Raw genomic sequence first — 20,277 nt, 5'->3', positions numbered from 1 at the left:
GGAATCACCGTGCTGCGCCCACCACAGGGCGAATGAGTCATAGCCCCGACGGCCTGCTCGCCGGGGCGGGGTGTTCATCTCCGACCGTTGCCAGCGGGGATCGGCCCGCCCGCCGAGGGAGTTATCCACAAGCAAGTAGGCGCTGATGGCGCTGTCCACAGATGGTTCGCTCGGCGGCGCGGCGGCGGGCGGGAGTCTGCATCCTGTCCCGCATGAACGAACTCACGGTCCGGTCCACCGACCAGAGCGATGCCTCAACGACCTATCTTTCGCGGGTCAGGCTGCTGCTCGACGCCGTCCCCTCGGCGGTCCTCTGCCGCCGGACGGCAGCCCACACCTGGGGCCTGCGCGGCCAGGTGATGCGCGGCGCCGCCACCTCATGGCCCATCGAAGTGGCGACAAACACCGACCCGGGCATCGCCGGTTGCGCGGTGTCGCCCTCGGTGCGTCCCGTCGGCGACATCACGCTGCACCGCGAGTTCCTCGTGACCACCCTGGACCGCACCGCCCTCGACTGCGCCCGCTGGCTCCCCCGCCTCGAAGCCGTGGCGATCCTCGACCAGGCCCTCCGCCGCGGCGTCCACCCCGACGCACTCAGGCGAAGAGCCTCCCTGATCTACGGCGCCCCCGGCGGACGCCGCGTGCGCGAGATGCTCGCCTTGACCGACCCCCGAGCAGGCTCCCCCCGCGAAAGCTGGGTGCGCGTGATCGTCCTCGACGCCCGCCTCCCCCGCCCCACGAGCCAGTTCACGATCCCCCTGAGCGGCGGCCGGACCGCCCGCCTCGACCTGGCCTGGGAGGACTTCAAGGTCGCAGCCGAATACGACGGCCACACCCGCCACACATCCGATCGAGACAGATTCGCCGACGAACGCCGCCGCTATGAGCTACGCGAGCTCGGCTGGCACGTAGTCCCCGTCCGCGCCGACGTGATCCCTGCCCACACCGCCGAATTCCTCACCGACATCGTCAACGCCCTCCTCGAACGCGGCTGGCACCCCTCTCAAGAAGAAATGACCCGAATCCTCGCCCACATCCGCACCCTCCGCCGCCCCTTCCTCCGAAGATGAGGGCCTCTCGCACCAACCTGCGCTGCGGCCTCCTCTGCGGACCGGCCGCGGCGCAGCGGTTCCGCGCGGACAGGACATCGGTTCCAAGCCCACCCACATGGCTCGGGAAGCCCCGTCGGAAGGAGGCTCCCGTTCAATGTTGGCGCCGATGTGACCGCCCGTCAGACCAGGTGGACCCTGTCGGCCGATGGCCTCACCCCGATCGGCAACGGCCGGGTTCCTCGCCGCCAGACCGTCGCCGATGTCGAGGGGCTCGCCGAAACACCGGAGGGCGGCTGGTGGAACGACCCTTCCACCGGATTGCGCTTGATCCGCACGCGGATCGAGGGCAACTGGCTGCAACCGGGTGACCGCGTCGATAACCCCCACCGGTGGAGGTTATGGCCAGGAGGAGTCCTGGTCTGGGTCGCCGCCGTTGGCTAGGAGGTTTAGGTCGGATTCGACCATCATGGCGATGAGTTCTTCGAAGGTGAGGGAGGGTTCCCAGCGGAGTTGGGTGCGGGCTTTTTTGGGGTCGGCGCACAGGAGGTCGACTTCGGCGGGGCGGTGGAGGGACTGGTCGCAGATGACGTGGTGTTCCCAGTTCAGGCCGGCGGCGGTGAAGGCGGCTTCGACGAGTTCGCGGACGGTGTGGGTGCGGCCCGTGCCGATGACGTAGTCCTCGGGGGTGGGAGTCTGGAGCATCATGTGCATGGCGCGCACATAGTCGCCGGCGTAGCCCCAGTCGCGGCGGGCTTCGAGGTTGCCGAGGCGGAGTTCGCGGGCGAGGCCGAGTTTGATGCGGGCGGCGCCGAGGGTGATTTTCCGGGTGACGAATTCGGCGCCGCGGCGGGGGGATTCGTGGTTGAACAGGATGCCGGAGACGGCGAACATGCCGTAGGACTCGCGGTAGTTCTGGGTGAGGAAGTGGCCATATGCCTTGGCCACGCCATACGGCGAGCGCGGGTGGAAGGGGGTGCGTTCGGTTTGGGGGGTCTCGCGCACCTGGCCGAACATCTCGGAGGACGACGCCTGGTAGAAGCGGATCTGGCCGTGGGCGTCGGCGCGGGCGGAGGTGATGCCGGAGCACACGCGGATGGCCTCCAGCATGCGGAGCACGCCCATGCCGGTGACCTCGGCGGTGAGTTCGGCCTGTTCCCACGACATGGGCACGAAGGAGATGGCGCCGAGGTTGTACACCTCGTCGGGTTGCACCTTCTCGACGGCGGAGATGAGGGAGCCTTGGTCGAGGAGGTCGCCGCGGACGAGGCGCACGTCGTGGAGGAGTCTGCGCAGGCGGGAGACGCGCGGGTTGGCCTGTCCGCGGACGAGGCCCCAGACTTCGTAGCCTTCGCTCAGCAGGTGTTCGGCGAGATACAGGCCGTCTTGTCCGGTGATGCCAGTGATGAGCGCGCGCCTGCTCAAGGGTCCTCCCACACTCGTGTCACAACAAAGTTCCGCCCCTATGTCCAGGTCAGAGACACGCTGACTAGAACAGGTTTCACCGAGCGGCGCCCGGCCAGGGTAACTTCGCAGCTCACAGGACGTAAACGTGACATGAGGAACAATTCCACATTAGGCGCACACGAACTACCAAATGGTAGTCTTCGCGACTAAGGTCATCTTTCACGGTACATGCCCGATCCGGGCGGCTACCGGTCGGCCAGGGGAGAAAGGGGTCTGCCGTGGCAGATGCGGGGTCGCTGCGGGTCGCACTGCTGTCCTACCGGAGCAAGCCGACCTGTGGCGGCCAGGGCGTCTACCTACGCCACCTCAGCCGTGAGCTGGTCGCACTCGGGCATAGGGTCGAGGTTTTCTCCGGCCAGCCGTACCCCGAGCTGGACGAGGGTGTCATCCTCACCAAAGTGCCCAGCCTCGACCTCTACCGCGACGAAGACCCGTTCCGCACCCCGAAGCTGGCGGAATATCGCGACTGGATCGACTTCCTCGAAGTGGGCACGATGTGGACGGCCGGTTTTCCGGAACCGCTGACGTTCTCCCTGCGTGCCCGCCGTGTGCTGGAGCAGCGGGTCGGCGATTTCGACGTGGTGCAGGACAACCAGACGCTCGGCTACGGCTTGCTCGGCATCCAGAAGCTCTTCCCCGTCGTGGGCACCATCCACCACCCGATCAGCGTCGACCGCCGCATCGAGCTTCAGGAGGCGGAGGGCTGGAAGAAGCTGAGCATGCGCCGCTGGTATGGGTTCGTGCGCATGCAGTCGATCGTGGCGCCGAGGTTGAATCCGATCCTGACGGTGAGCGAGTCGAGTCTGGCCGACATCCACCGCGACTTCAACGTGCCGCAGGCCAACATGCGGCTGATCCCCCTCGGAGTCGACACCCGCTATTTCCACCCGCGTCCCGACAAACCCCGCCGCAAGGGGTCGATCGTCGCGGTGGCCAGTGCGGACTCCCCCATGAAGGGGGTCGCGACGCTGCTGCGCGCGGTCGCCAAGCTCGCGACCGAGCGCGATGTCAACCTGACCGTGGTGAGCAGGCCGACGCCTGGCGGGCCGACCGAGAAGCTGGTCAAGGAGCTGGCTCTCGGCGACCGGGTCAAATTCGTGCACGGGATCTCCGACGACGAACTCGGCGAGTTGATCGCCACCTCGGAGATCTCCGTGGTGCCCTCGCTTTATGAGGGTTTCTCCCTGCCCGCCGTGGAGCACATGGCGTGCGGCACACCCCTGGTGGCCTCGCGGACGGGAGCGTTGCCCGAGGTGGTGGGCGACGCGGCGATTCAGGTGAAGCCGGGTGACGCCGAGGAGCTGGCGGCGGTGTTGCGCCGGCTGCACGACTCCCCGGAGGAGCGTGCCCGGGTCGGGCAGGCGGGTTACGACCGGGCCATGGAGCGGTTCACCTGGCATGTCGTGGCGAAACGCACGGTCGAGGCATATCGCGAGGCGATCGCAGCCCGGGCGAAGGCAAGGCGAGGGCCTGGATAACGGCCCGGGAAAAGCCCAAGCCGAACGCCCCAACCATCCACAACGCTAGGGAGCGACACGTGCTGACCGTCGACTTCGCCCGCCTGCCCGTTGGCCCGGGTGACCGCGTGCTCGATCTCGGGTGCGGGGGTGGCCGCCACGCCTTCGAGGTGTTGCGTCGCGGGGCCGACGTGGTGGCGTTCGACATGGACGCGGCCGAGTTGCAGACGGTGGCGAACATGTTCGCTGCCATGCGCGAGGTGGGTGAGGTGCCGGAGGGGGCCACGGGCGAGACCGTGGTGGGCGACGCGCTCGACATGCCCTTCCCGGACGGCTCGTTCGACCACGTCATCGCGGCCGAGGTGCTGGAGCACATCCCGGACGACATGACGGCCATGCGCGAGATCGCCAGGGTGCTCAAGCCGGGCGGCACCGCCGCGATCACCGTGCCGAGCTTCCTGCCTGAGCGCATCTGCTGGGCGTTGTCGGAGGCCTATCACACCGCCCCCGGCGGACATATCCGCATCTACACTCTCGCCGAGCTGAGCGCCAAGCTGAAGTCGACCGGCTTGGTCATCGGCCCCCGTCATTACGCCCACGGACTGCACTCGCCGTACTGGTGGATCAAATGCGCGGTCGGTGTCGACAACAACGAGCATCCGGTGGCGAAGGCCTATCACGAGCTGCTCGTCTGGGACATTATGAAGCGCCCCGCGGTCACCCGCCTCGCGGAGGCGGTGCTCAACCCCCTGATAGGCAAGAGCGTCGTCCTCTATGTCCGGAAGCCGAAGTGACCCACACCATTCCCGAGGTGCCGGGTGTGCTGACGCGCGCCCAGATTGTGGAGACGGCGCACAGCATCGCCGCGATGCAGGACCCCGACGGCGGTGTGCCCTGGCCCGAGGGCCACGTCGACGCGTGGAACCACGTCGAGTGCCTGATGGCCATGACGGTCGCGGGCCTTACGGTCCAGGCCCGCGCGGGCTACGACTGGCTTGTGCGCCACCAGCGCCCCGACGGATCCTGGCCGATGAAGCTGGTCGGCGGCCAGGCGACGGAGGTGGACGGTGAGTCCAACCACGCGGCTTATGTCGCGGTCGGCGTGTGGCACGACCTGCTGGTGACGGGCGACGAGGATTTCGTGCGGGCGATGTGGCCTACCGTACGGCTGGCGCTCGATTTTGTCGTGGGTCTCGCGACAACCAGAGGCGAGGTGTTGTGGCGGCGGGGGGCGGACGGCACACCCGCGGACTTCGCACTGCTGACCGGATGTTCCTCGATTCATCAGGGGTTACGCTGCGGCATGCTGCTGGCCGAGCGTGTAGGTGATCCGCAGCCCGACTGGGAGCTCGCCGCGGGCAGGCTGGCGCATGTGCTCGCCGCGCACCCGGAGGCGTTCGCCGACAAGAGCAGGTTCGCCATGGATTGGTACTACCCGGTGCTCGGCGGCGCCGTGCGTGGGGCGGCGGCGCGGGAGCGGCTTTCCGCAGGGTGGGGCACGTTCGTGGAGCCGGGCCTTGGGGTGCGCTGTGTCTCCGACCAGCCGTGGGTGACGGGTGCGGAGACGTGTGAGCTGGTGCTCACGCTGGCCGCCATCGGCGATCGGGAACGGGCGATGGTGCTGTTCGCCGACATGCAGCATCTGCGCCACGAGAACGGGTCCTATTGGACCGGCTGGCAGTTCGTGAACCGGCAGCATTTCCCGAACGAACAGTCCGCCTACACCGCGGCCGCCGTGATCCTCGCCGCCGACGCGCTGGCGGGTGCCTCGGGTGGGGCCGGGGTGTTCCGCGACGCGGGCCGCCACGTGGTGGCGAACCCGGTGAGCGATCCACACGCCTGCGGATGCGACCTCACCCCAAGCCACACCCCGACCACCTGACCAGGCGGCCAGGCCCGCCCAAGCCACACCCCGACCACCTAACCGGTCCGGCCCAAGCCCACCCCTCAAAACCACAACCCACCCACCCGAATCACCCCGAGGCCGCGCCTCCACCCGACCAACCCCACCCACCCGGCCGCCCCGACCTCACACCAGGTCGGATCCGGCTTTGCTTCACGGGTCGCTCCGGAGGATGGAAAAGGTTCATTCTTTACATAGAGGCATGAGCGCGCGTACTTGATCAACTCCATGCGGCTCAATACCTTCGGCCCTGGCCACGAGCACGGTCGGGGGACGAATGGGCAGCACGGACACGATGCAGACCGGCACCGACGCCGAGGAGGTCCGCACGCCGCCGGACGGCCCTCCGGGCAAGAGCCTGCGCGGATTCCTGACGCAGGACCTCGGGCAGATGGACTTCGCCCTGCGGAGGTTCGGCCTCCTCCCCGCCGAAGCGCGGGCGGGTCTGGAGGAGGCGGGCCGCTCGTTCCTGATCGGCTTCAACGCCATGCTCTCCCGCCGCCTCGACACGATCGGCGGCCTCCGGGAGGATCTGCGGGGCTTCGCCTTCGAAGGCGCCGGCATGGGCGCGGCGATGCTGGACCTGCTCAAGCTGACCGGCGGCCGCCACCTGCGCGAGTTGCTGAACGGCCCGGCGCTGGCATACCCGCACCTCGTGCACGTGGGTGTCGGCTGGGCCTACGCGCGGCTGCGGGCGCGCCCGATGTGGGGCATCACGACGGCGCACCCCCTGCTCCGCTGGCTGGCGCTCGACGGGTTCGGCTTCCACCGGGGTTTCTTCTCGGCCGACTCGGCGGTCGGCGCGCGCCGTGAGCCGCGCCCGATGCGCCGCGGGCACCGCGCCGTGGTCGACCAGGGGCTCGGGCGCATGTTGTGGTTCCACGAGTGCGCGAACCCCGACGGTGTCGCGGCAAGGGTCGCGGAGTTCCCGCCGGGCCGCCGCGCCGACCTGTGGAGCGGCGTGGGCATGGCGGCGGCCTATACCGGCCAGTGCGACGGCGAGGGTCTCGCCGGGCTCGCGGCGCACGCGTCCCGCGACGGCTACCGGGCGCATCTCGCGCAGGGCGCCGCTTTCGCCTGCGCGGCGCATCTGAGGTCGGGGATCATGCCCCCGCACACCGAGGCCGCCGCGCCTCTCCTGTGCGGGGTGGAGGCGGACGAGGCGGGCGCGTGGACCGACGAGTCGCTCGCCGGACTCGGGACGAACCCCCGCACCTACTACCACTACCAGTCGTGGCGTGCCGGCATCCGCAAGTCCTGGGCCTGCAGGAACAAGGGCCGGCTCGACATCTGACCTGCGGTGCGCGCGGCTCTCTCGTCTCCCCCCGTCTTCGGGCCGCCGCACACCCGCACAACCATCGCGACACAGGGCAAAGTGAACGGGGGCAGAGTGAAGGGTTCAAGGTCATCACGGCGGCACGCGGCGGGAGCCCTCGCCGTAGCCGCCTCGGTCTGCGTGTGGTCGTTGAGCGATACCCCCGGGGGACCCGGCGGCGGCGCGCTGGCCGAGCGGTTCGGGTTCGACGCCGAGCCGCTCGGCCCCGCCGACCGCCCGGGCGAGCGGAGGGTACGGCAGGTGGCCCCGGCATACGCGGGCGTCGACGCGTGGGCCTCGTCCGCAGGGGCGGCTGTGGCGCTGTTCGACGCCGACGGCGCCGTCACCTCCGACGATGTGTGCCTGGTGGACCCGCGCCGCGACACGGTGACGGTGTCGCCCGCGCCGGGCACGGTCGAACGTTATCCGTCGTTCACGCTGGCCGCTCCCAGGCTCCTGCCGTACGAGGTCCCGACGGGATGTATGCCCGCGGACCTCAACCAGGACGGGTGGCAGGATCTGGTCGTCTACTACTGGGGGCGTTCGCCGTCGCTGTTCGTGCGGCTGCCGAAGGCGGCGCTGTCGGCGGGGGCCTATGAGCACCGGGAACTCACCGCCGTGCCCGAGGTCTGGAGCACCTCCGCCGCGACGATGGGCGACTACGACGGGGACGGGCGGCTCGACCTGATCTTCGGCAACTATTTCCCCGACGGCGCCCGCGTGTTCGACCCTGCGGGCCGTCAAGACGACCTCGTCATGCCCGGCTCGATGGCGAGCGCGCGCGACGGCGGTGCGGAGCGGCTGTTCCTGGGAGACGGGACGGGCGGGTTCACCGAGGTGTCGGGGGCGTTCGCGCCGGTCTCGACGACGGGCTGGACCATGGCGCTCGGCACGCAGGACCTCGACGGGGACGGGCGTCCCGATCTCTACATCGCCGACGACGCCGGGCCCGACAAGTTGCTCATGAACGTCTCGGCGCCGGGGCGGGTCGCGTTCCGCGAGGTCAAAGGCGCCCGCCGGGCGGGCACGCCGGGGTCGCGCGTGCTGGGCGGGGATTCGTACAAGGGCATGGGGGTGGCGTTCGGCGACCTCAACCGGGACCGGGTGCCCGACATCCTGGTCGGCAACGGCGCCGATCAGGGGAACTTCGCCTTTGTGTCCACCCGCGGGCAACTGCCGTATGACGATCGGGCCGAGGAGCTGGGGCTGAGCCGCACCGGCTGGTCGTGGGACGTCAAGACGGCGGACTTCGACAACGACGGCGGCGACGAGATCGTGCACGCCACCGGTTTCCTGCCCGGCGCGGCGGACCGCCGGCCGCAGTGGCAGGAGGCGGCCATGGCCAACGACCTGCTCGTGAGGCGTCCGGGGCTGTGGCCGCGCCTCGCCCCCGGCGACGACCTGTGGGGACATACCGGACGCACCGGACGCACTGGAGGCACCGCCACCTCGTTGTTCACCAAGGATCCAGGCGGCCACTACGTCGACGTCGCCGCAAAAGCGGGCATGACCACGGACGCGGCCGGCAGGGCGCTCGCGGTGGGCGACGTGGACGACGACGGCAGGCTGGACTTCGCGCTGGCCAACCAGTGGGGCAGGTCCGCATTTTTCCGCAACACGGGGACAACTGCCCCCTTCGTCGGGTTGCGGCTGAGACTCTCGGCCGGAGGCTGCCGCAAGCCACCGATCCGCGCGGCGACGACCCGCCCGGCGATCGGCGCCGCGGCCACACTCACGCTGCCCGACGGCACGACAAGCACCCGGCAGCTCTATCCGGCAGGCGGCCACGGCGGCGTGTCCGCCCCCGAGCTGCTTTTCGGGCTCGGCGGCGCGGGCAGGGTCAAGAACCTGTCGTCGCGGATGTCGCTGCCTGTGACGGTGAAGTGGCGCGACGCCTGCGGCGTGCCACGCACCACCTCGACCTCGATCACCCCCGGCTGGCACAAGGTGCTGCTGACCGGCGACGGACGCGCCGTGGAGATGACGTGACGACCACCCTCACCGAGGAGAAGACGACCCCGATCGCGACGGGCCTCAGCCCGGCGCGCAGACGCGGTCTGGCGCTGCGCGGCTCCGCCGCGTCGCTCACGGTGGTGACCGTGCTCGGGCACACGGTGCTCGGCTTCGAGCAGGCATATGCCGCGCCGGTCGCCGCGGTGGCGGCGGCGCTGATCGCCGAGCTTGTGCTGGAGTCGGTCGACGCGCGGGCACACCGCAGGCACCCGCGTTATCTCATGCCGTTCGGGAGGGCAGTGGATTTCTTCCTCCCGTCCTATTGCGTGGGTCTGCTGTGCGCGATGCTCCTGTACGGCACCGCCTCCCTGACGCCCACCGTGCTCGCCGCCGTGGTCGCGGTCGGCAGCGCCTATGTGGTCCGCCCGCGCTGCCTGAACCCGGTGGCCCTGGGCGTCGTCGCGGTGCTCGTGCTGTGTCCGCAGGCCGACCTGGCTCCGCCGTACCAGTTCACCGCGTGGGTGTCCGGGGTGTTCGACGTGATCGTGCCGTTGGGCCTGCTGGGGCTCGGCGTCGCGCCGCACGTGCGGCTGACCGGGAGGATGCCGCTGATCCTGGCCTGGGCAGGTGGTTTCGCCGCCCAGGCGGTGGTGCGCGGGCTGTTCACGGACGTGTCGGCGGCAGGTGCGCTGCTGCCGATGACGGGCGCGATGTTCGTCCTCTTCACCACCTTCGTGATCGTCGATCCGGACACCACACCGAGCAGACCGCTGCACCAGGTGGCCTTCGGTATGTCGGCGGCTGTGGTCTACGGGCTGCTGGTGCACCTGCACATCTCCAACGGGCTGTTCGTCGCTCTCCTCCTGGTCTGCGCGGCACGCGGGGTGGGTCTCGCGATCCTGGCCCGCTCCCGCACCGGCCCTGACCAGATCGCTCCCACCGCACCGGCCCTGGCGGGGGCCCGGTCGTGAACATCGCGATCGTCGGCATGGCCTGCGCCTATCCCGACGCTCCCCACCCCGCCGCGCTATGGGAGAGCGTGATGTGGCGCAGGCGGGCCTTCCGCCGCATTCCCGCAGAACGCCTCAGCCTCTCCGACTACCACTCCCCCGACCGATCGTCGGCCGACCGCACCTACAGCACGCGGGCCGCGCTCATCGAAGGCTGGGAGTTCGACCGGACCGCCTACCGGATCCCGGCCGCCGTGCACCGGGTGAGCGACCCGGCGCACTGGCTGGCCCTCGACACCGCCGCCCACGCCCTGGCCGACGCCGGTTTCCCCGGCGCCGACGGCCTCGCCCGCGAACGGGTGGCGGTGGTGGTCGGGAACACGCTCGCCGGGGAGGTGACGCGGGCTCATGCCCTGCGTCTGCGCTGGCCGTACGTCCGGGACGTGCTCGCCTGCGCACTCGCGGACCTGCCCGTCGAGACGGGGGTGCGTGTGCTGGAGCGCGCCGAACGCGACTATCTCTCCCCCTTCCCGGAGTTCTCCGACGAAAGCCTCGCGGGCGCGCAGCCCACCATGATCGCCGGGCACGTCTGCCGCCATTTCGACCTCGGCGGCGGCGGTTACGCGGTGGACGGCGCGTGCGCGTCATCGCTGCTCGCGGTCATCTCGGCCTGCCGTACCCTCCGTGAGGGCGGAGCCGACTTCGTGCTCGCCGGCGGCGTCGACGTCAGCCTCGACCCCTTCGAGCTGGTGGGCCTCGCCAAGACCGGCGTGCTCGCCGCGGACCGCATGCGTGTCTACGACGAGCGCGCGGGTGGCTTCTGGCCCGGGGAGGGCTGCGGGTTCGTCGCCCTGATGCGGGCCGGCGACGCCCGCGACCTGGGGTTGCGGATCCACGCCGAGATCGCCGGGTGGGGTGTGTCTTCCGGAGGCGCCGACGCGGCCGACGGGCAGGTGCTCGCGCTGCGCCGGGCCTATGCGCACGCCGGAGTGCTGCCCGGCGAGGTCGCGCTGTTCGAGGGGCACGGTGCCGGCACATCCGCCGGCGACACCGCCGAACTCACCGCGCTCACCCGGCTGCTGTCCACCTCGCGGCCCGCCTTCCCGGCGGCGCTCGGCTCGGTGAAGGCCAACATCGGCCACACCAAGGCCGCCGCCGGCGTCGCGGGTCTCATCAAGGCGGCCCTCAGCCTCGCCGCAGGCACCCTGCCGCCGACAACCGGCTGCGAGAACCCCCACAAACTTCTCACCGGCCCCGCCTCCCCCCTCCGTATCCTCGACGCCCCCGAACCCTGGCCCGACGGCCCCCGCTACGCCGGCGTCAGCGCCGCGGGCGTCGGCGGCCTCAACGCCCACCTGGTGGTGTCGGGTACGGCGGAAGCCCCCATGTCGTCCACCCCCGCCGGTGTCCGCGGCGCCTATCCGGTGAGCGAGCGGCGCGTATTGCCGGAAGGATTGCCGTCACGCGACGACCCGCTGGTGTTCGCGATCTCCGGTGAGGACGTCCTCGGCACGCTGCGCCGCATCGCCGATCAGGCGACCTGCTGGTCGGAGGCCGAACTGGTCGACCTGGCCCGCGCGCTCGGCACCCGTCCTGGCGGTGCTCCGGGCACGGCCGGGGACGCGGGGCAGGCCGGCGGCAGGCGGGTGGCCCTCGTGGCCGGGTCGCCTGAGCAGCTCGCGGAGCGCGCCGCGGTCGCCGCCGACCGCTGGGAGCGGCTCCGGCCCGGTGTGCTCGACGCCGCCCCCGGCGTGTTCGCGGGCGACGGCGTGCGAGGCCGCGTCACTCTCCTGTTCCCCGGCCAGGGCGCTCCGGTGCGCAGCCCCGACGGCCGGGTGCGCGACGGTGTCGCCGACACGGCCGAGGCACAGCCGGCGATACTCGCCGCGTCCCTGGCGGCGCTGCGGAAACTGGACCGGCTCGGTGTGACGGCCGGCGCGGCGGTCGGGCACAGCCTCGGTGAGATCGCGGGCCTGGTGTGGGCGGGCAGCCTCACCGTCAAGGACGCGCGCAGGCTGGTGCGGCGGCGCGGCCACATCATGAGCGAACTCGGCCGCCCCGGCGCCGGCATGGTCAGCGTGGGAGCGGGCCGGGAGGTCGCCGAGCAGCTCGCCCGGGGCACGGCCCTGGTCCTGGCGGCGGTCAACGGCCCGGCCTCGTGTGTGCTCGCGGGGTCGCTGGAGGAGTTGGCGGTGGCGGTGCGGCGGGCGGCGGAGCGGGGGGTGCCGACGACGGCGCTCCCGGTGTCGCGTGCCTTCCACTCGCCGCTCGTGGCCGACTGCGCGGCGGCCATGGCGGACTTCCTGAAGGACGTCCGGTTCCGCCCGCCGGTGCGCACGCTGATCTCGACGGTGACGGGTGCGCCGCTGTCGCCCGACGACGATCCGGCCTTGCTCTTGCACAGGCAGATCACGGCCCCGGTGCGTTTCTGGGACGCGGTGTGCCATGTCGCGGGTGACACGGACCTGTTCTGCGAGGCGGGCCCGGGCCGCACCCTGTCGGCGCTGATCGAGGGGGTGCCCGCGGTCAGCGTGGACGCCTTCGGCCGTTCGGCGGCGCCCGCGGCGGAGACGGCGGCCGCGTTGTGGGCGGCGGGCGCGATACCGGATCTGTCGCCTCTGTACGGCGACCTGCCCGGCAGACCGATGGACATCTGGCGGGACCGCGTGTTCATCGCGAACCCGTGTTCCAGACTGCGCGGGAACGACACGGCCTGCGGGGAGGCCGGAGGTTTCCTCCCCGCCGAGGAGGTCGTGTGGCTGGTCCGCGACCTGGTGGCCGCGGAGGCGGGGCTCCCCGTCGAGTCCGTCACGGACGACATGTTCCTGCTGGGCGACCTGAAGGTGACCTCGACGGCGCGGCTCGCGGCCGGCGCGGCGCGGGCGGCGGGCCGCCGGCGCCCGGTGGCGCCTCCGGCGGGGGACATCACCGTCGCGGACCTGGCGGAGTGCATCGCTGCGCTCCCGCCCGCCGGGCCGGACGGCGACAGGACGCCGCCGACCCCGGTGCCGGGCGTGGCCCCGTGGGTGCGCTGCTTCGCCGAACCGGCCTATCCCGATTTCGTCGGCCCCGGTTCGTCGCCTCCCGCCCAGGAGACCGTCCCGCAGGCCGACCCGCTGCACCCGCAGGAGATCACCAAACTGGTCCAGGACACCGCCCCCCGCCCCGCGCCGGTACGGCGAAGCCGTCAGGAGGCCGTCGCCACCGACGACCCCCTGAGGCCGCAGGAGATCACCAAACTCGTCCAGGGCAGCGGCGGACGCCCGGCGGCGGCACGGCGCCGGCCACTCGGTATCACGGCGCCGCGCCTGCACCACCCGCGCACACTCGTCGTCGGCGACCCGCTGGACCCCGAGGAGATCGCCCGTCTGCTGCGGGCGGCCAGGAAGGCGCTTGCCGACGGGACGGGCTTCACCGTAGCCGCCGACGGCGGCGCGCTTGCGGGGTTCGCCCGCAGCCTGCACCTGGAGCACCCGGACGTCTTCACCGGCGATCCGCGCCCGCAGCCGCTCCCGATCCCGTTGCCGGGCGACGGCCCGCTGCCCGTCGGCCCCGACGACGTCGTGCTGGTCAGCGGCGGCGGCAAGGGCATCGGCCTGGCCTGCGCGACCGGCCTGGCCGAGGCGTCGGGCTGTGCTCTCGGGCTCGTCGGGCGGGCCTCGCCCGACGACGACCAGGTGCTCCGCGCGAACCTGGCCGCGCTGGCCGAGCGCGGGGTGCGGCACGCCTACGCTTTGGCCGACATCGGGGACGAGGCCGCGGCGGCCGGTGCCGTACGGCTCCTCACCGACGCGCTCGGGCCGATCACGATGCTGATCCACGCGGCGGCCGTCAACCGCCCCGCGCGTTTCGCCGAGCTCGGCGACGACGAGATCGTCGCGCACCTCACCCCCAAGGTCGCCGGCCTGTCCCACCTGGTCGCCGCCGCCTCCCCCAAGCACATCGTCACGTTCGGCTCGGTCGCCGGGACGTACGGCATGGCGGGCGAAAGCCACTACGCCCTGGCCGCCGGGCTGATGCGGGAGCAGAGCAGGCGGCTCGGCGGGCTCAACATCGACTGGACGACGTGGTCGGACGTGCGCGATCCCGCGTGCGACGTGACCCCTCTGCCCGAGCGCGAGGGTGTGGAGGTGTTCCTGAAGCTGCTGCGCACGCCGGGACTCCCGCCGAGTGTGGCGGTGCACGGGCGGCTGGGGCAGCCCCCGGCGCCCTGTCCCGGGCGTGGCCGGTTCGTGGACGACGTGCGTGTGCACTACCCGGGGGTCGAGCTGGTCGCCGACAGCGTGGTGTCCCTGGCGAGCGACCCCTGCCTCGGCGATCACCGCCCCGGCGGCACAGCGGTCCTGCCCGCCGTGGTCGCGTTGGAGGCCCTGGCGCAGGCCGCCGCGGTGGTGGCGGGGCGGCGAGTGAGTGAGATCGCGGACATGTCGTTCGACCGGCCGGTGACCGTGCCGGAAGGCGGCGGCACGACGGTCAGGGTGTGCGCGCTGCGGCGCGACGACGTGATCGAGGTCGTACTGCGCTCGGAGGAGACAGGTTTCCAGGCCGATCACGTCCGCGCCGTGTTCCCCGTCGCCTCCACCCGGGGGGCGCACTCCCCGCCGGCCGGGACACAGACCGCGCAGAACAGGGGCGAGCCGCTGACGGCGGACGAGATCTACGGCCCGCTGTGCTTCCAGACCGGGCGTTTCCGCCGGGTGACCCGGCTCACGCTGGTCGAGCCGCACGCGTGCGCGGGTGAGGTGCGCGGCGACGAGCCGGAGGGCTGGTTCGGCGGCGCTTCGCCGCTACTGGGCAGCCCCGGCGTCGCCGACGCGACGATTCACGCGCTTCAGGCGTGTGTGCCGCACCGCCGGCTGCTGCCCGCCGGCGCCGAGCGCCTGGTGATCCACCCGGAGGCGGGCAGGGGCGACGTGCGCCTCTCCGCCAGGGAACGGCACGGCGACATCGCCGAGTACGTCTGGGACGTCGAGGCGGTGAACGGCGAAGGCCGCCCCGTGGCCACGTGGACCGGCCTGCGGCTGAAGGACGCCGGGCCGCTGCCCCGCGTGGACCCGTGGCCGCCGTCCCTGCTCGCCGTCTACCTCCAGCGCGCCGCGGTGGCGCTCGGCCTCTCGCCGTCGCTGCGGGTCAGCGTCGACCGGCCCGAGGCGGGCTGCTCGCGCAGCCACCTCGCCGGGCACGTGTTGTCGACGGCCTCCCCGGCGACATGCGGATGGGAACGTGTGGGCGGTGCCGTACCGGCGCTCGGCCCCGGCCTCACCCCGCTCGTCAACGAGTTGCAGCCGCGGTGCGACGAGCCGAGGGACACCGTGGCGACCCGGGTGTGGAACGCCGTGGAGTGCCTGTCGAAGGCGGGGCTGCCGCCCAGTGCGCCGCTGGCGGTCGAGGGGGTGTTCGACGGGGGCTGGGCGTTGTTGCGCTCCGGTTCGAACCTGATCGCCTCGACCGTGGTGCGCATCCGCGGCGTGGACGAGGCGGTGTCGATCGCGCTCATGGCCGAGGGGGGTGGGTGAGAGCGCCCCTCGGGTCACCCGATGCCCGGTCCCGTCCTGGGGCGTCCTAGGGGCGTCCCAGGGTTACCCGATGCCCGGTCCGGTGCGCTCCAGCACGCGCAGCGAGCCCTCGTGCCGGGTCTCGGTGAAGGCGCCCGAGGCGAGCGCGCGGCGGTAGACGCGGTAGGGCCCCTGCCCGCCGTCGGCCGGGTCGGCGAAGACGTCGTGGAAGACCAGCGCTCCCCCGACGGCCACGTGCGGCGCCCAGCCCTCGTAGTCGGCCGTCACGGGGCCGTCCGAGTGGCCGCCGTCGATGAAGAGCAGTCCGAGCGGGGCGTTCCACAGCGCCGCCATCTGCTCGGAGCCGCCGACGACCGCGATGACCACGTCCTCAAGCCCGGCCGCGGCGATGGTACGGCGGAAGACCGGCAGGGAGTCCATCTTGCCGAAGAGGGGGTCCATCAGTGTCGGGTCGTGGTGCGCCCAGCCCGGCTGGATCTCCTCCGACCCGCGGTGGTGGTCGACGGTGACCACGACCGTTCCAGTCAGGCGGGCGGCGGCGCCGAGGTAGACGGCGGACTTGCCGCAATAGCTGCCGATCTCGCACAGCGGCCCGCGCGAGCCGTACGCGACCGCCGTCTCGAACAGGGCGCGTCCCTCGTCCGGCGGCATGAAACCCTTGGCGTGCTCGGCGGCGAAAAGCAGGTCCGCTGGCATGGTGGCGATGTCCATAGTGACGAGAGACTAATCCACGCCCGCGACGCGGCTTCCCGTGGCCTTGCCCGGCCTAGTGGAACGTGTTCTATGCTCACGCCGGAGGAACCATGAGGGTCAAGGTCGACTACCTGGTGTGTGAGGCCAACGGCATTTGCTCCGGGCTCGCCCCCGAGGTCTTCGAACTCGACGACGACGAGAACCTGCACATCCTGCTCCCCGAGCCGCCGCCCGAGGCGCGCGACCGCGTTCGGCACGCCGTGCGATCCTGCCCCAAGGCCGCACTCTCCCTGGAGGAGTGACCTCCTTTCGATCCCTGACCGGCGACACCCTCCGCCAAATCATCGTGTTCCCCTAACCCACGGCCAAGCGTCTCCCCTCGAGGGGAGACGTTCACCTCCACCGTGAGCCGATCGCGGACAGATCGATGTCGATCTCGTACGGCACCGGCACCTTGAGCCTGTCGTGGTGGATGCCCGTCAGCGTGTGATGACCCGACTGTGCCACTTCGTGTGAGGAATGGGGAAAACGAGGTTTCCGTCAATGAGCTCGGAATGCGGAGGGAGGCCCGGCAGCCTTGAGAACGCTTCGGCGGTGAAGCCGCCCGGGGTCGGGCTTGTCCGGTCTAGCGGTGTCACGGCCAGAGCTTATGAGGCGCTAGAGCATGGCCTTGAAGGAGGCGGCGGACTGGTCGCCGAGGGTGGTGGGGGTGAGGTAGGGCTGTTCGGCGGTGATGGTGGACCAGTTGTCTTGGATGTCCTCGACGGAGTGCTCGTCCTGCTTCCAGCCGGGGCCCTCGGCGACGAAGACGCGGGCGATGCGTCCGCCGCCGACGGAGAAGACCTCGCCGCTGGTCTCGCACTGGTCGTGGCACAGGTAGACGACCAGGGGGGTCACGCGGGCGGGGGTGAGCCGTTCCTCGAAGTCCGCGGGCATCAGGCCCTCGGTCATGCGGGTCCAGGCGACGGGGGCGATGGCGTTGACCTTGATGTTGGCGCGGGCGCCTTCGAGGGCGAAGGTCTTGGTCATGCCGACCAGGCCCATTTTGGCGGTGGAATAGTTCGCCTGCCCGAAACTGCCGAACAGGCCGGACGGGGAGGAGGTGTTGACGATGCGCCCGTAGCCCTGGCTTTTGAGGTGGGGGAACGCCGCGTGGCTCACCAGGAACGACCCGCGCACATGCACCGCGATCACCGAGTCGAACTCCTCGACCGTCATCTTGCCGATCGACTTGTCCCGCAGGAGGCCCGCGTTGTTCACCACGATGTCGATCCGGCCGAAGGTGTCGAGCGCGGTGCGCACGATCGCCTGGGCGCCCTCGGGAGTGGCCACGTTGTCGGCGCTGACGACCGCCGTGCCGCCTCTCTCCTCGATCTCCGCCACGACCTGCGCCGCGGGCCCGGCCGAGGCACCCGACCCGTCGCGGGCGCCGCCGAGGTCGTTGACGACCACTTTCGCACCGCGCTCGGCCAGCATGAGGGCGTGCGACCGGCCAAGCCCGTGCCCGGCACCAGTGACAACCGCGACCTTGCCGTCGAACCTGAGCTCCGCCATGACCGGCCTCCATAAAGTCGAACGTGATTCTAGTCTGAGACCACCACAACTCCATATGCGCAGGCAAGGGATAGTGATAACTGCCCAGGTCGACACCGGTTGCGGATAGTGATGACGCCTGTGGTTCTTTGCTAGAGTCTTCGACCACACGGGCGCGGGTCACTCTTTCGACTTCCCTCCCTGTAAGCCCCGCCCCAAACCCTCGGGCTGGAGGCCCTGCATGCCCGCACCACAGCCTCTCCGCGTGGTCCAGTGGGCCACAGGCGCCCTCGGCCGCGACTCACTGCGCGGCCTGTTGTCCCGCCCGGCGGAGTTCGACCTGGTGGACGTGCTCGTCTACGACCCCGACAAGGTGGGCAGAGACGCCGGCGAGCTCGTCGGCCTCCGGTCCTCGGGGGTGATCTGCACCGACGACGTCGAGCGGGTGCTGACCGCCGACGCCGACTGCGTGCTGCACATGCCGCTCCCAGGCTCCTATTTCGGCAGCGACCAGACCGTTGACATCGAAAGCATCTGTGCTCTGCTCGCGTCCGGCAAGAACGTCATCACCACCACCGGGTTCGTGCACCCCCGCTCCTATGGCCCCGGCGTCGTCGAGCGGGTCCAGACCGCCTGCCGCGCCGGCGGCACATCGCTGCACGGCACCGGAGTCAACCCCGGGTTCATGAGCGACCTCCTGCCGCTCGCCCTCACCGGGCTGTCCCGCCGCATCGACCACATCTACGTGCGCGAGTCGTCCGACTATCGCGGGCACACCTCCCGCCAGTTCGTGGTCGACCTGATGGGGTTCACCCGCTCACAGAAGGACTACGCCACCTCGGTGCGTTCCTACCGCGCCTACCAGCACGCCCTGTTCGGGGAAAGTGTGCGGCTCGTGGCCGACGCCCTCGGCGTCGAGCTCGACGAGGTGGAGGAGAGCGACGAGTTCGAGCTGGCCACGGAGGAGTTCGCGATCTCGGCGGGCCGTGTGATGCCGGGCACGGTCTGCGCGTCCCGGTGGGTTTTCAGCGGACTGGTGCGCGGACGCCCGTTCATGACCGTCGAGTGTGTGTACAAGGCGGACTCCACCCGCGTGCGGCGCTGGCCGGGGCCCGGTTTCACCATCCACATCGAGGGTGAGCCGCATCTGGTGTGCAACATGGACGAGGTGTCCAACGGCCTCGTCGCAGCGGCGGCACACGCGGTCAACTCCATCGCCGCCGTGTGCGCGGCGCCACCGGGCATCCGGACACTGCTCGACCTGCCACTGGCCACGGGGAGGGGCACGGTGCGGCTGGCTTAGCCGTACCCGGCTTCCGGCAGGTGCACCATGCGGCGGAAGCCAGGTGGTGAACCTCGTACGGCGCAAGCCTGCCCGGCCGGTCGGCACCGGCGCACGCGGTTAAGCAACGTGTGTTGCTTAACCGGGCTCAGTCAACTACCGTTGCTTACATGTCCGCGAGCGAGACCCCTGTCCCTCAGGATCCGGCAGACGCGCTGGCCGCCGTCATGGCGTTGCGGCGCATGGCCGACAACCTGGAGGACGCCGCCGTCGAGCAGGCGATGCGCGCCGGCTGGACCTGGCCGCAGGTCGCCGAGGCACTCGGCGTGACCCGCCAGGCCGTGCACAGGAAGCATGCCAAACGGCTCATCGCCGCGGGCGTGAAGCTGAGGAGACGTTCACCGTGACCACGTTCCAGAGGTACTTCCATACGATCATCACCGAGGGGGGAGTCGAAGCCCAGCGGGACGGCGCGGCGACGATCGAGGCGTGCCACCTCCTGCTGGCCGTCGCGGCCCAGGAGGGCACCGCCCCGCAGCGTCTCCTGGCCGAGGCCGGGCTCGACCACCAGGGGGTGCGCGCGGCACTTCAGCGGGAGTTCGAGCACAGCCTCAACTCCGTCGGGGTGTCCACCGCCGCGTTCACGATGCCCAGGCCGAGCCCCGCGCTCAAGCGTCCGTCCGGCATGGGAGCCAGCGGCAGGCAGGTGCTTGATCGGATCTTCACGGGCAACCGCAAGAAGGACCTGCGGCCCATGCATGTGCTGATCGCGATCTTGCGGGCGGAGGTGGGCAAGGTGCCACGCGCCCTCGACCTCACCGGCGTCGACAGGGCCGGCCTGCTGGCCCGCGCCGTGGAGGATGTCACGAACACGACCGAATGACACCACGCGCCGGCACATCAGCACCACACACACCTCACCAGGCGAGCCACACCCCGTCGAGCGGCGTCCGCTCCGGCTGAGGGCAGCCTTCCCTCTCCTTCACTCCTGACCAACGGCGGTCCGCCGGTCATGCGCCCGTGAGGCGCGATCACCTGTGAACGCGGATGCCGATCTTCAACGGGTCAGGCTCCCGGCCGATCACGCCGTTTGCGGGCGTCGGGCGGCCCAAGAAGGCATTCGCCGTACCCTCTGTCGCTTTCCGCTGCCCAAGGAGGC

16 protein-coding genes are annotated in these 20,277 nt (G+C 71.0%); 13 read left to right on the top strand and 3 right to left on the bottom strand.

Going from position 1 to position 20,277, the window contains the following annotated elements:
* The first annotated feature begins 212 nt into the window (after window positions 1-212).
* Window positions 213-1,070 carry a putative endonuclease domain-containing protein gene (locus Ssi02_RS13665; RefSeq protein ID WP_204025479.1) on the top strand — a complete coding sequence of 286 codons (858 nt, stop codon included), beginning with the start codon at window positions 213-215 and terminating at the stop codon, window positions 1,068-1,070.
* A 150-nt stretch (window positions 1,071-1,220) separates the two neighbouring features.
* On the top strand, window positions 1,221-1,493 hold the full coding sequence (locus tag Ssi02_RS13660; protein WP_204025477.1) for a hypothetical protein: 273 nt from the start codon (window positions 1,221-1,223) through the stop codon (window positions 1,491-1,493).
* On the opposite strand, the gene Ssi02_RS13655 is transcribed toward Ssi02_RS13660, so the two are convergent.
* Complete coding sequence (locus tag Ssi02_RS13655) at window positions 1,449-2,474, bottom strand: GDP-mannose 4,6-dehydratase (protein ID WP_204025475.1); 1,026 nt, start codon at window positions 2,472-2,474, stop codon at window positions 1,449-1,451. The genes Ssi02_RS13660 and Ssi02_RS13655 overlap by 45 nt on opposite strands.
* A gap of 260 nt (window positions 2,475-2,734) precedes the next feature.
* Between Ssi02_RS13655 and Ssi02_RS13650 the strand changes: the two genes are divergently transcribed.
* The 7 genes from Ssi02_RS13650 (at window position 2,735) to Ssi02_RS13620 (ending at window position 15,610) form a co-directional block, all read left to right on the top strand.
* A complete protein-coding gene (locus Ssi02_RS13650; RefSeq protein WP_204025473.1) occupies window positions 2,735-3,994 on the top strand; it encodes a glycosyltransferase family 4 protein in 1,260 nt (419 codons plus the stop codon).
* Window positions 3,995-4,053: 59 nt separating this feature from the next.
* Entirely contained in the window at window positions 4,054-4,767 is a 714-nt protein-coding gene (locus tag Ssi02_RS13645; RefSeq protein WP_239128891.1) for a class I SAM-dependent methyltransferase, read from the top strand.
* Complete coding sequence (locus tag Ssi02_RS13640; RefSeq protein ID WP_239128890.1) at window positions 4,764-5,855, top strand: prenyltransferase/squalene oxidase repeat-containing protein; 1,092 nt, start codon at window positions 4,764-4,766, stop codon at window positions 5,853-5,855. The genes Ssi02_RS13645 and Ssi02_RS13640 overlap by 4 nt, the downstream gene beginning before the upstream one ends.
* A 298-nt stretch (window positions 5,856-6,153) precedes the next feature.
* Entirely contained in the window at window positions 6,154-7,170 is a 1,017-nt protein-coding gene (locus Ssi02_RS13635) for a DUF1702 family protein (protein ID WP_204025472.1), read from the top strand.
* Between the two features lie 171 nt (window positions 7,171-7,341).
* The gene (locus tag Ssi02_RS13630; protein ID WP_204025470.1) at window positions 7,342-9,180 is read left to right on the top strand and encodes a CRTAC1 family protein; all 1,839 of its coding nucleotides are present in this window, start codon (window positions 7,342-7,344) and stop codon (window positions 9,178-9,180) included.
* On the top strand, window positions 9,177-10,115 hold the full coding sequence (locus Ssi02_RS13625) for an enediyne biosynthesis protein UnbU (RefSeq protein WP_204025469.1): 939 nt from the start codon (window positions 9,177-9,179) through the stop codon (window positions 10,113-10,115). The genes Ssi02_RS13630 and Ssi02_RS13625 overlap by 4 nt, the downstream gene beginning before the upstream one ends.
* A complete protein-coding gene (locus tag Ssi02_RS13620; RefSeq protein WP_204025468.1) occupies window positions 10,112-15,610 on the top strand; it encodes a type I polyketide synthase in 5,499 nt (1,832 codons plus the stop codon). The genes Ssi02_RS13625 and Ssi02_RS13620 overlap by 4 nt, the downstream gene beginning before the upstream one ends.
* Window positions 15,611-15,673: 63 nt before the next feature.
* Here the strand turns inward: Ssi02_RS13620 and Ssi02_RS13615 are convergent, their stop codons facing one another.
* Window positions 15,674-16,306 (bottom strand): class I SAM-dependent methyltransferase, encoded by a 633-nt coding sequence (locus tag Ssi02_RS13615; protein ID WP_204025467.1) that lies wholly within the window; start codon window positions 16,304-16,306, stop codon window positions 15,674-15,676.
* Between the two features lie 107 nt (window positions 16,307-16,413).
* Between Ssi02_RS13615 and Ssi02_RS13610 the strand changes: the two genes are divergently transcribed.
* Window positions 16,414-16,605 carry a ferredoxin gene (locus Ssi02_RS13610; RefSeq protein ID WP_204025466.1) on the top strand — a complete coding sequence of 64 codons (192 nt, stop codon included), beginning with the start codon at window positions 16,414-16,416 and terminating at the stop codon, window positions 16,603-16,605.
* Between the two features lie 355 nt (window positions 16,606-16,960).
* Here the strand turns inward: Ssi02_RS13610 and Ssi02_RS13605 are convergent, their stop codons facing one another.
* Window positions 16,961-17,857, bottom strand: coding sequence for an SDR family oxidoreductase (locus Ssi02_RS13605; protein WP_204025465.1), 897 nt, complete (start codon window positions 17,855-17,857; stop codon window positions 16,961-16,963).
* Window positions 17,858-18,077: 220 nt separating this feature from the next.
* Between Ssi02_RS13605 and Ssi02_RS13600 the strand changes: the two genes are divergently transcribed.
* From Ssi02_RS13600 to Ssi02_RS13590, 3 genes are all read left to right on the top strand, one after another.
* Window positions 18,078-19,139 carry an NAD(P)H-dependent amine dehydrogenase family protein gene (locus Ssi02_RS13600; RefSeq protein WP_204025463.1) on the top strand — a complete coding sequence of 354 codons (1,062 nt, stop codon included), beginning with the start codon at window positions 18,078-18,080 and terminating at the stop codon, window positions 19,137-19,139.
* Between the two features lie 149 nt (window positions 19,140-19,288).
* On the top strand, window positions 19,289-19,525 hold the full coding sequence (locus Ssi02_RS13595) for a hypothetical protein (protein ID WP_204025461.1): 237 nt from the start codon (window positions 19,289-19,291) through the stop codon (window positions 19,523-19,525).
* On the top strand, window positions 19,522-20,001 hold the full coding sequence (locus tag Ssi02_RS13590) for a Clp protease N-terminal domain-containing protein (RefSeq protein ID WP_204025459.1): 480 nt from the start codon (window positions 19,522-19,524) through the stop codon (window positions 19,999-20,001). The genes Ssi02_RS13595 and Ssi02_RS13590 overlap by 4 nt, the downstream gene beginning before the upstream one ends.
* The last annotated feature ends 276 nt before the right edge of the window (window positions 20,002-20,277 follow it).

The organism is Sinosporangium siamense (assembly GCF_016863435.1).
Classification (GTDB): Bacteria; Actinomycetota; Actinomycetes; order Streptosporangiales; family Streptosporangiaceae; genus Sinosporangium; species Sinosporangium siamense.
The sequence above is the reverse complement of the archived record's forward strand: the minus strand, read 5'-3'. Positions and strand labels throughout refer to the sequence as shown.

Excerpts from the sequence above, each read along its gene's own strand:
- Ssi02_RS13610 (WP_204025466.1), top strand. The coding sequence starts at position 16,414 with ATGAGGGTCAAGGTCGACTACCTGGTGTGTGAGGCCAACGGCATTTGC.
- Ssi02_RS13665 (WP_204025479.1), top strand. The coding sequence starts at position 213 with ATGAACGAACTCACGGTCCGGTCCACCGACCAGAGCGATGCCTCAACG.
- Ssi02_RS13595 (WP_204025461.1), top strand. The coding sequence starts at position 19,289 with ATGTCCGCGAGCGAGACCCCTGTCCCTCAGGATCCGGCAGACGCGCTG.
- Ssi02_RS13635 (WP_204025472.1), top strand. The coding sequence starts at position 6,154 with ATGGGCAGCACGGACACGATGCAGACCGGCACCGACGCCGAGGAGGTC.
- Ssi02_RS13600 (WP_204025463.1), top strand. The coding sequence starts at position 18,078 with ATGCCCGCACCACAGCCTCTCCGCGTGGTCCAGTGGGCCACAGGCGCC.
- Ssi02_RS13605 (WP_204025465.1), bottom strand. The coding sequence starts at position 17,857 with ATGGCGGAGCTCAGGTTCGACGGCAAGGTCGCGGTTGTCACTGGTGCC.
- Ssi02_RS13615 (WP_204025467.1), bottom strand. The coding sequence starts at position 16,306 with ATGCCAGCGGACCTGCTTTTCGCCGCCGAGCACGCCAAGGGTTTCATG.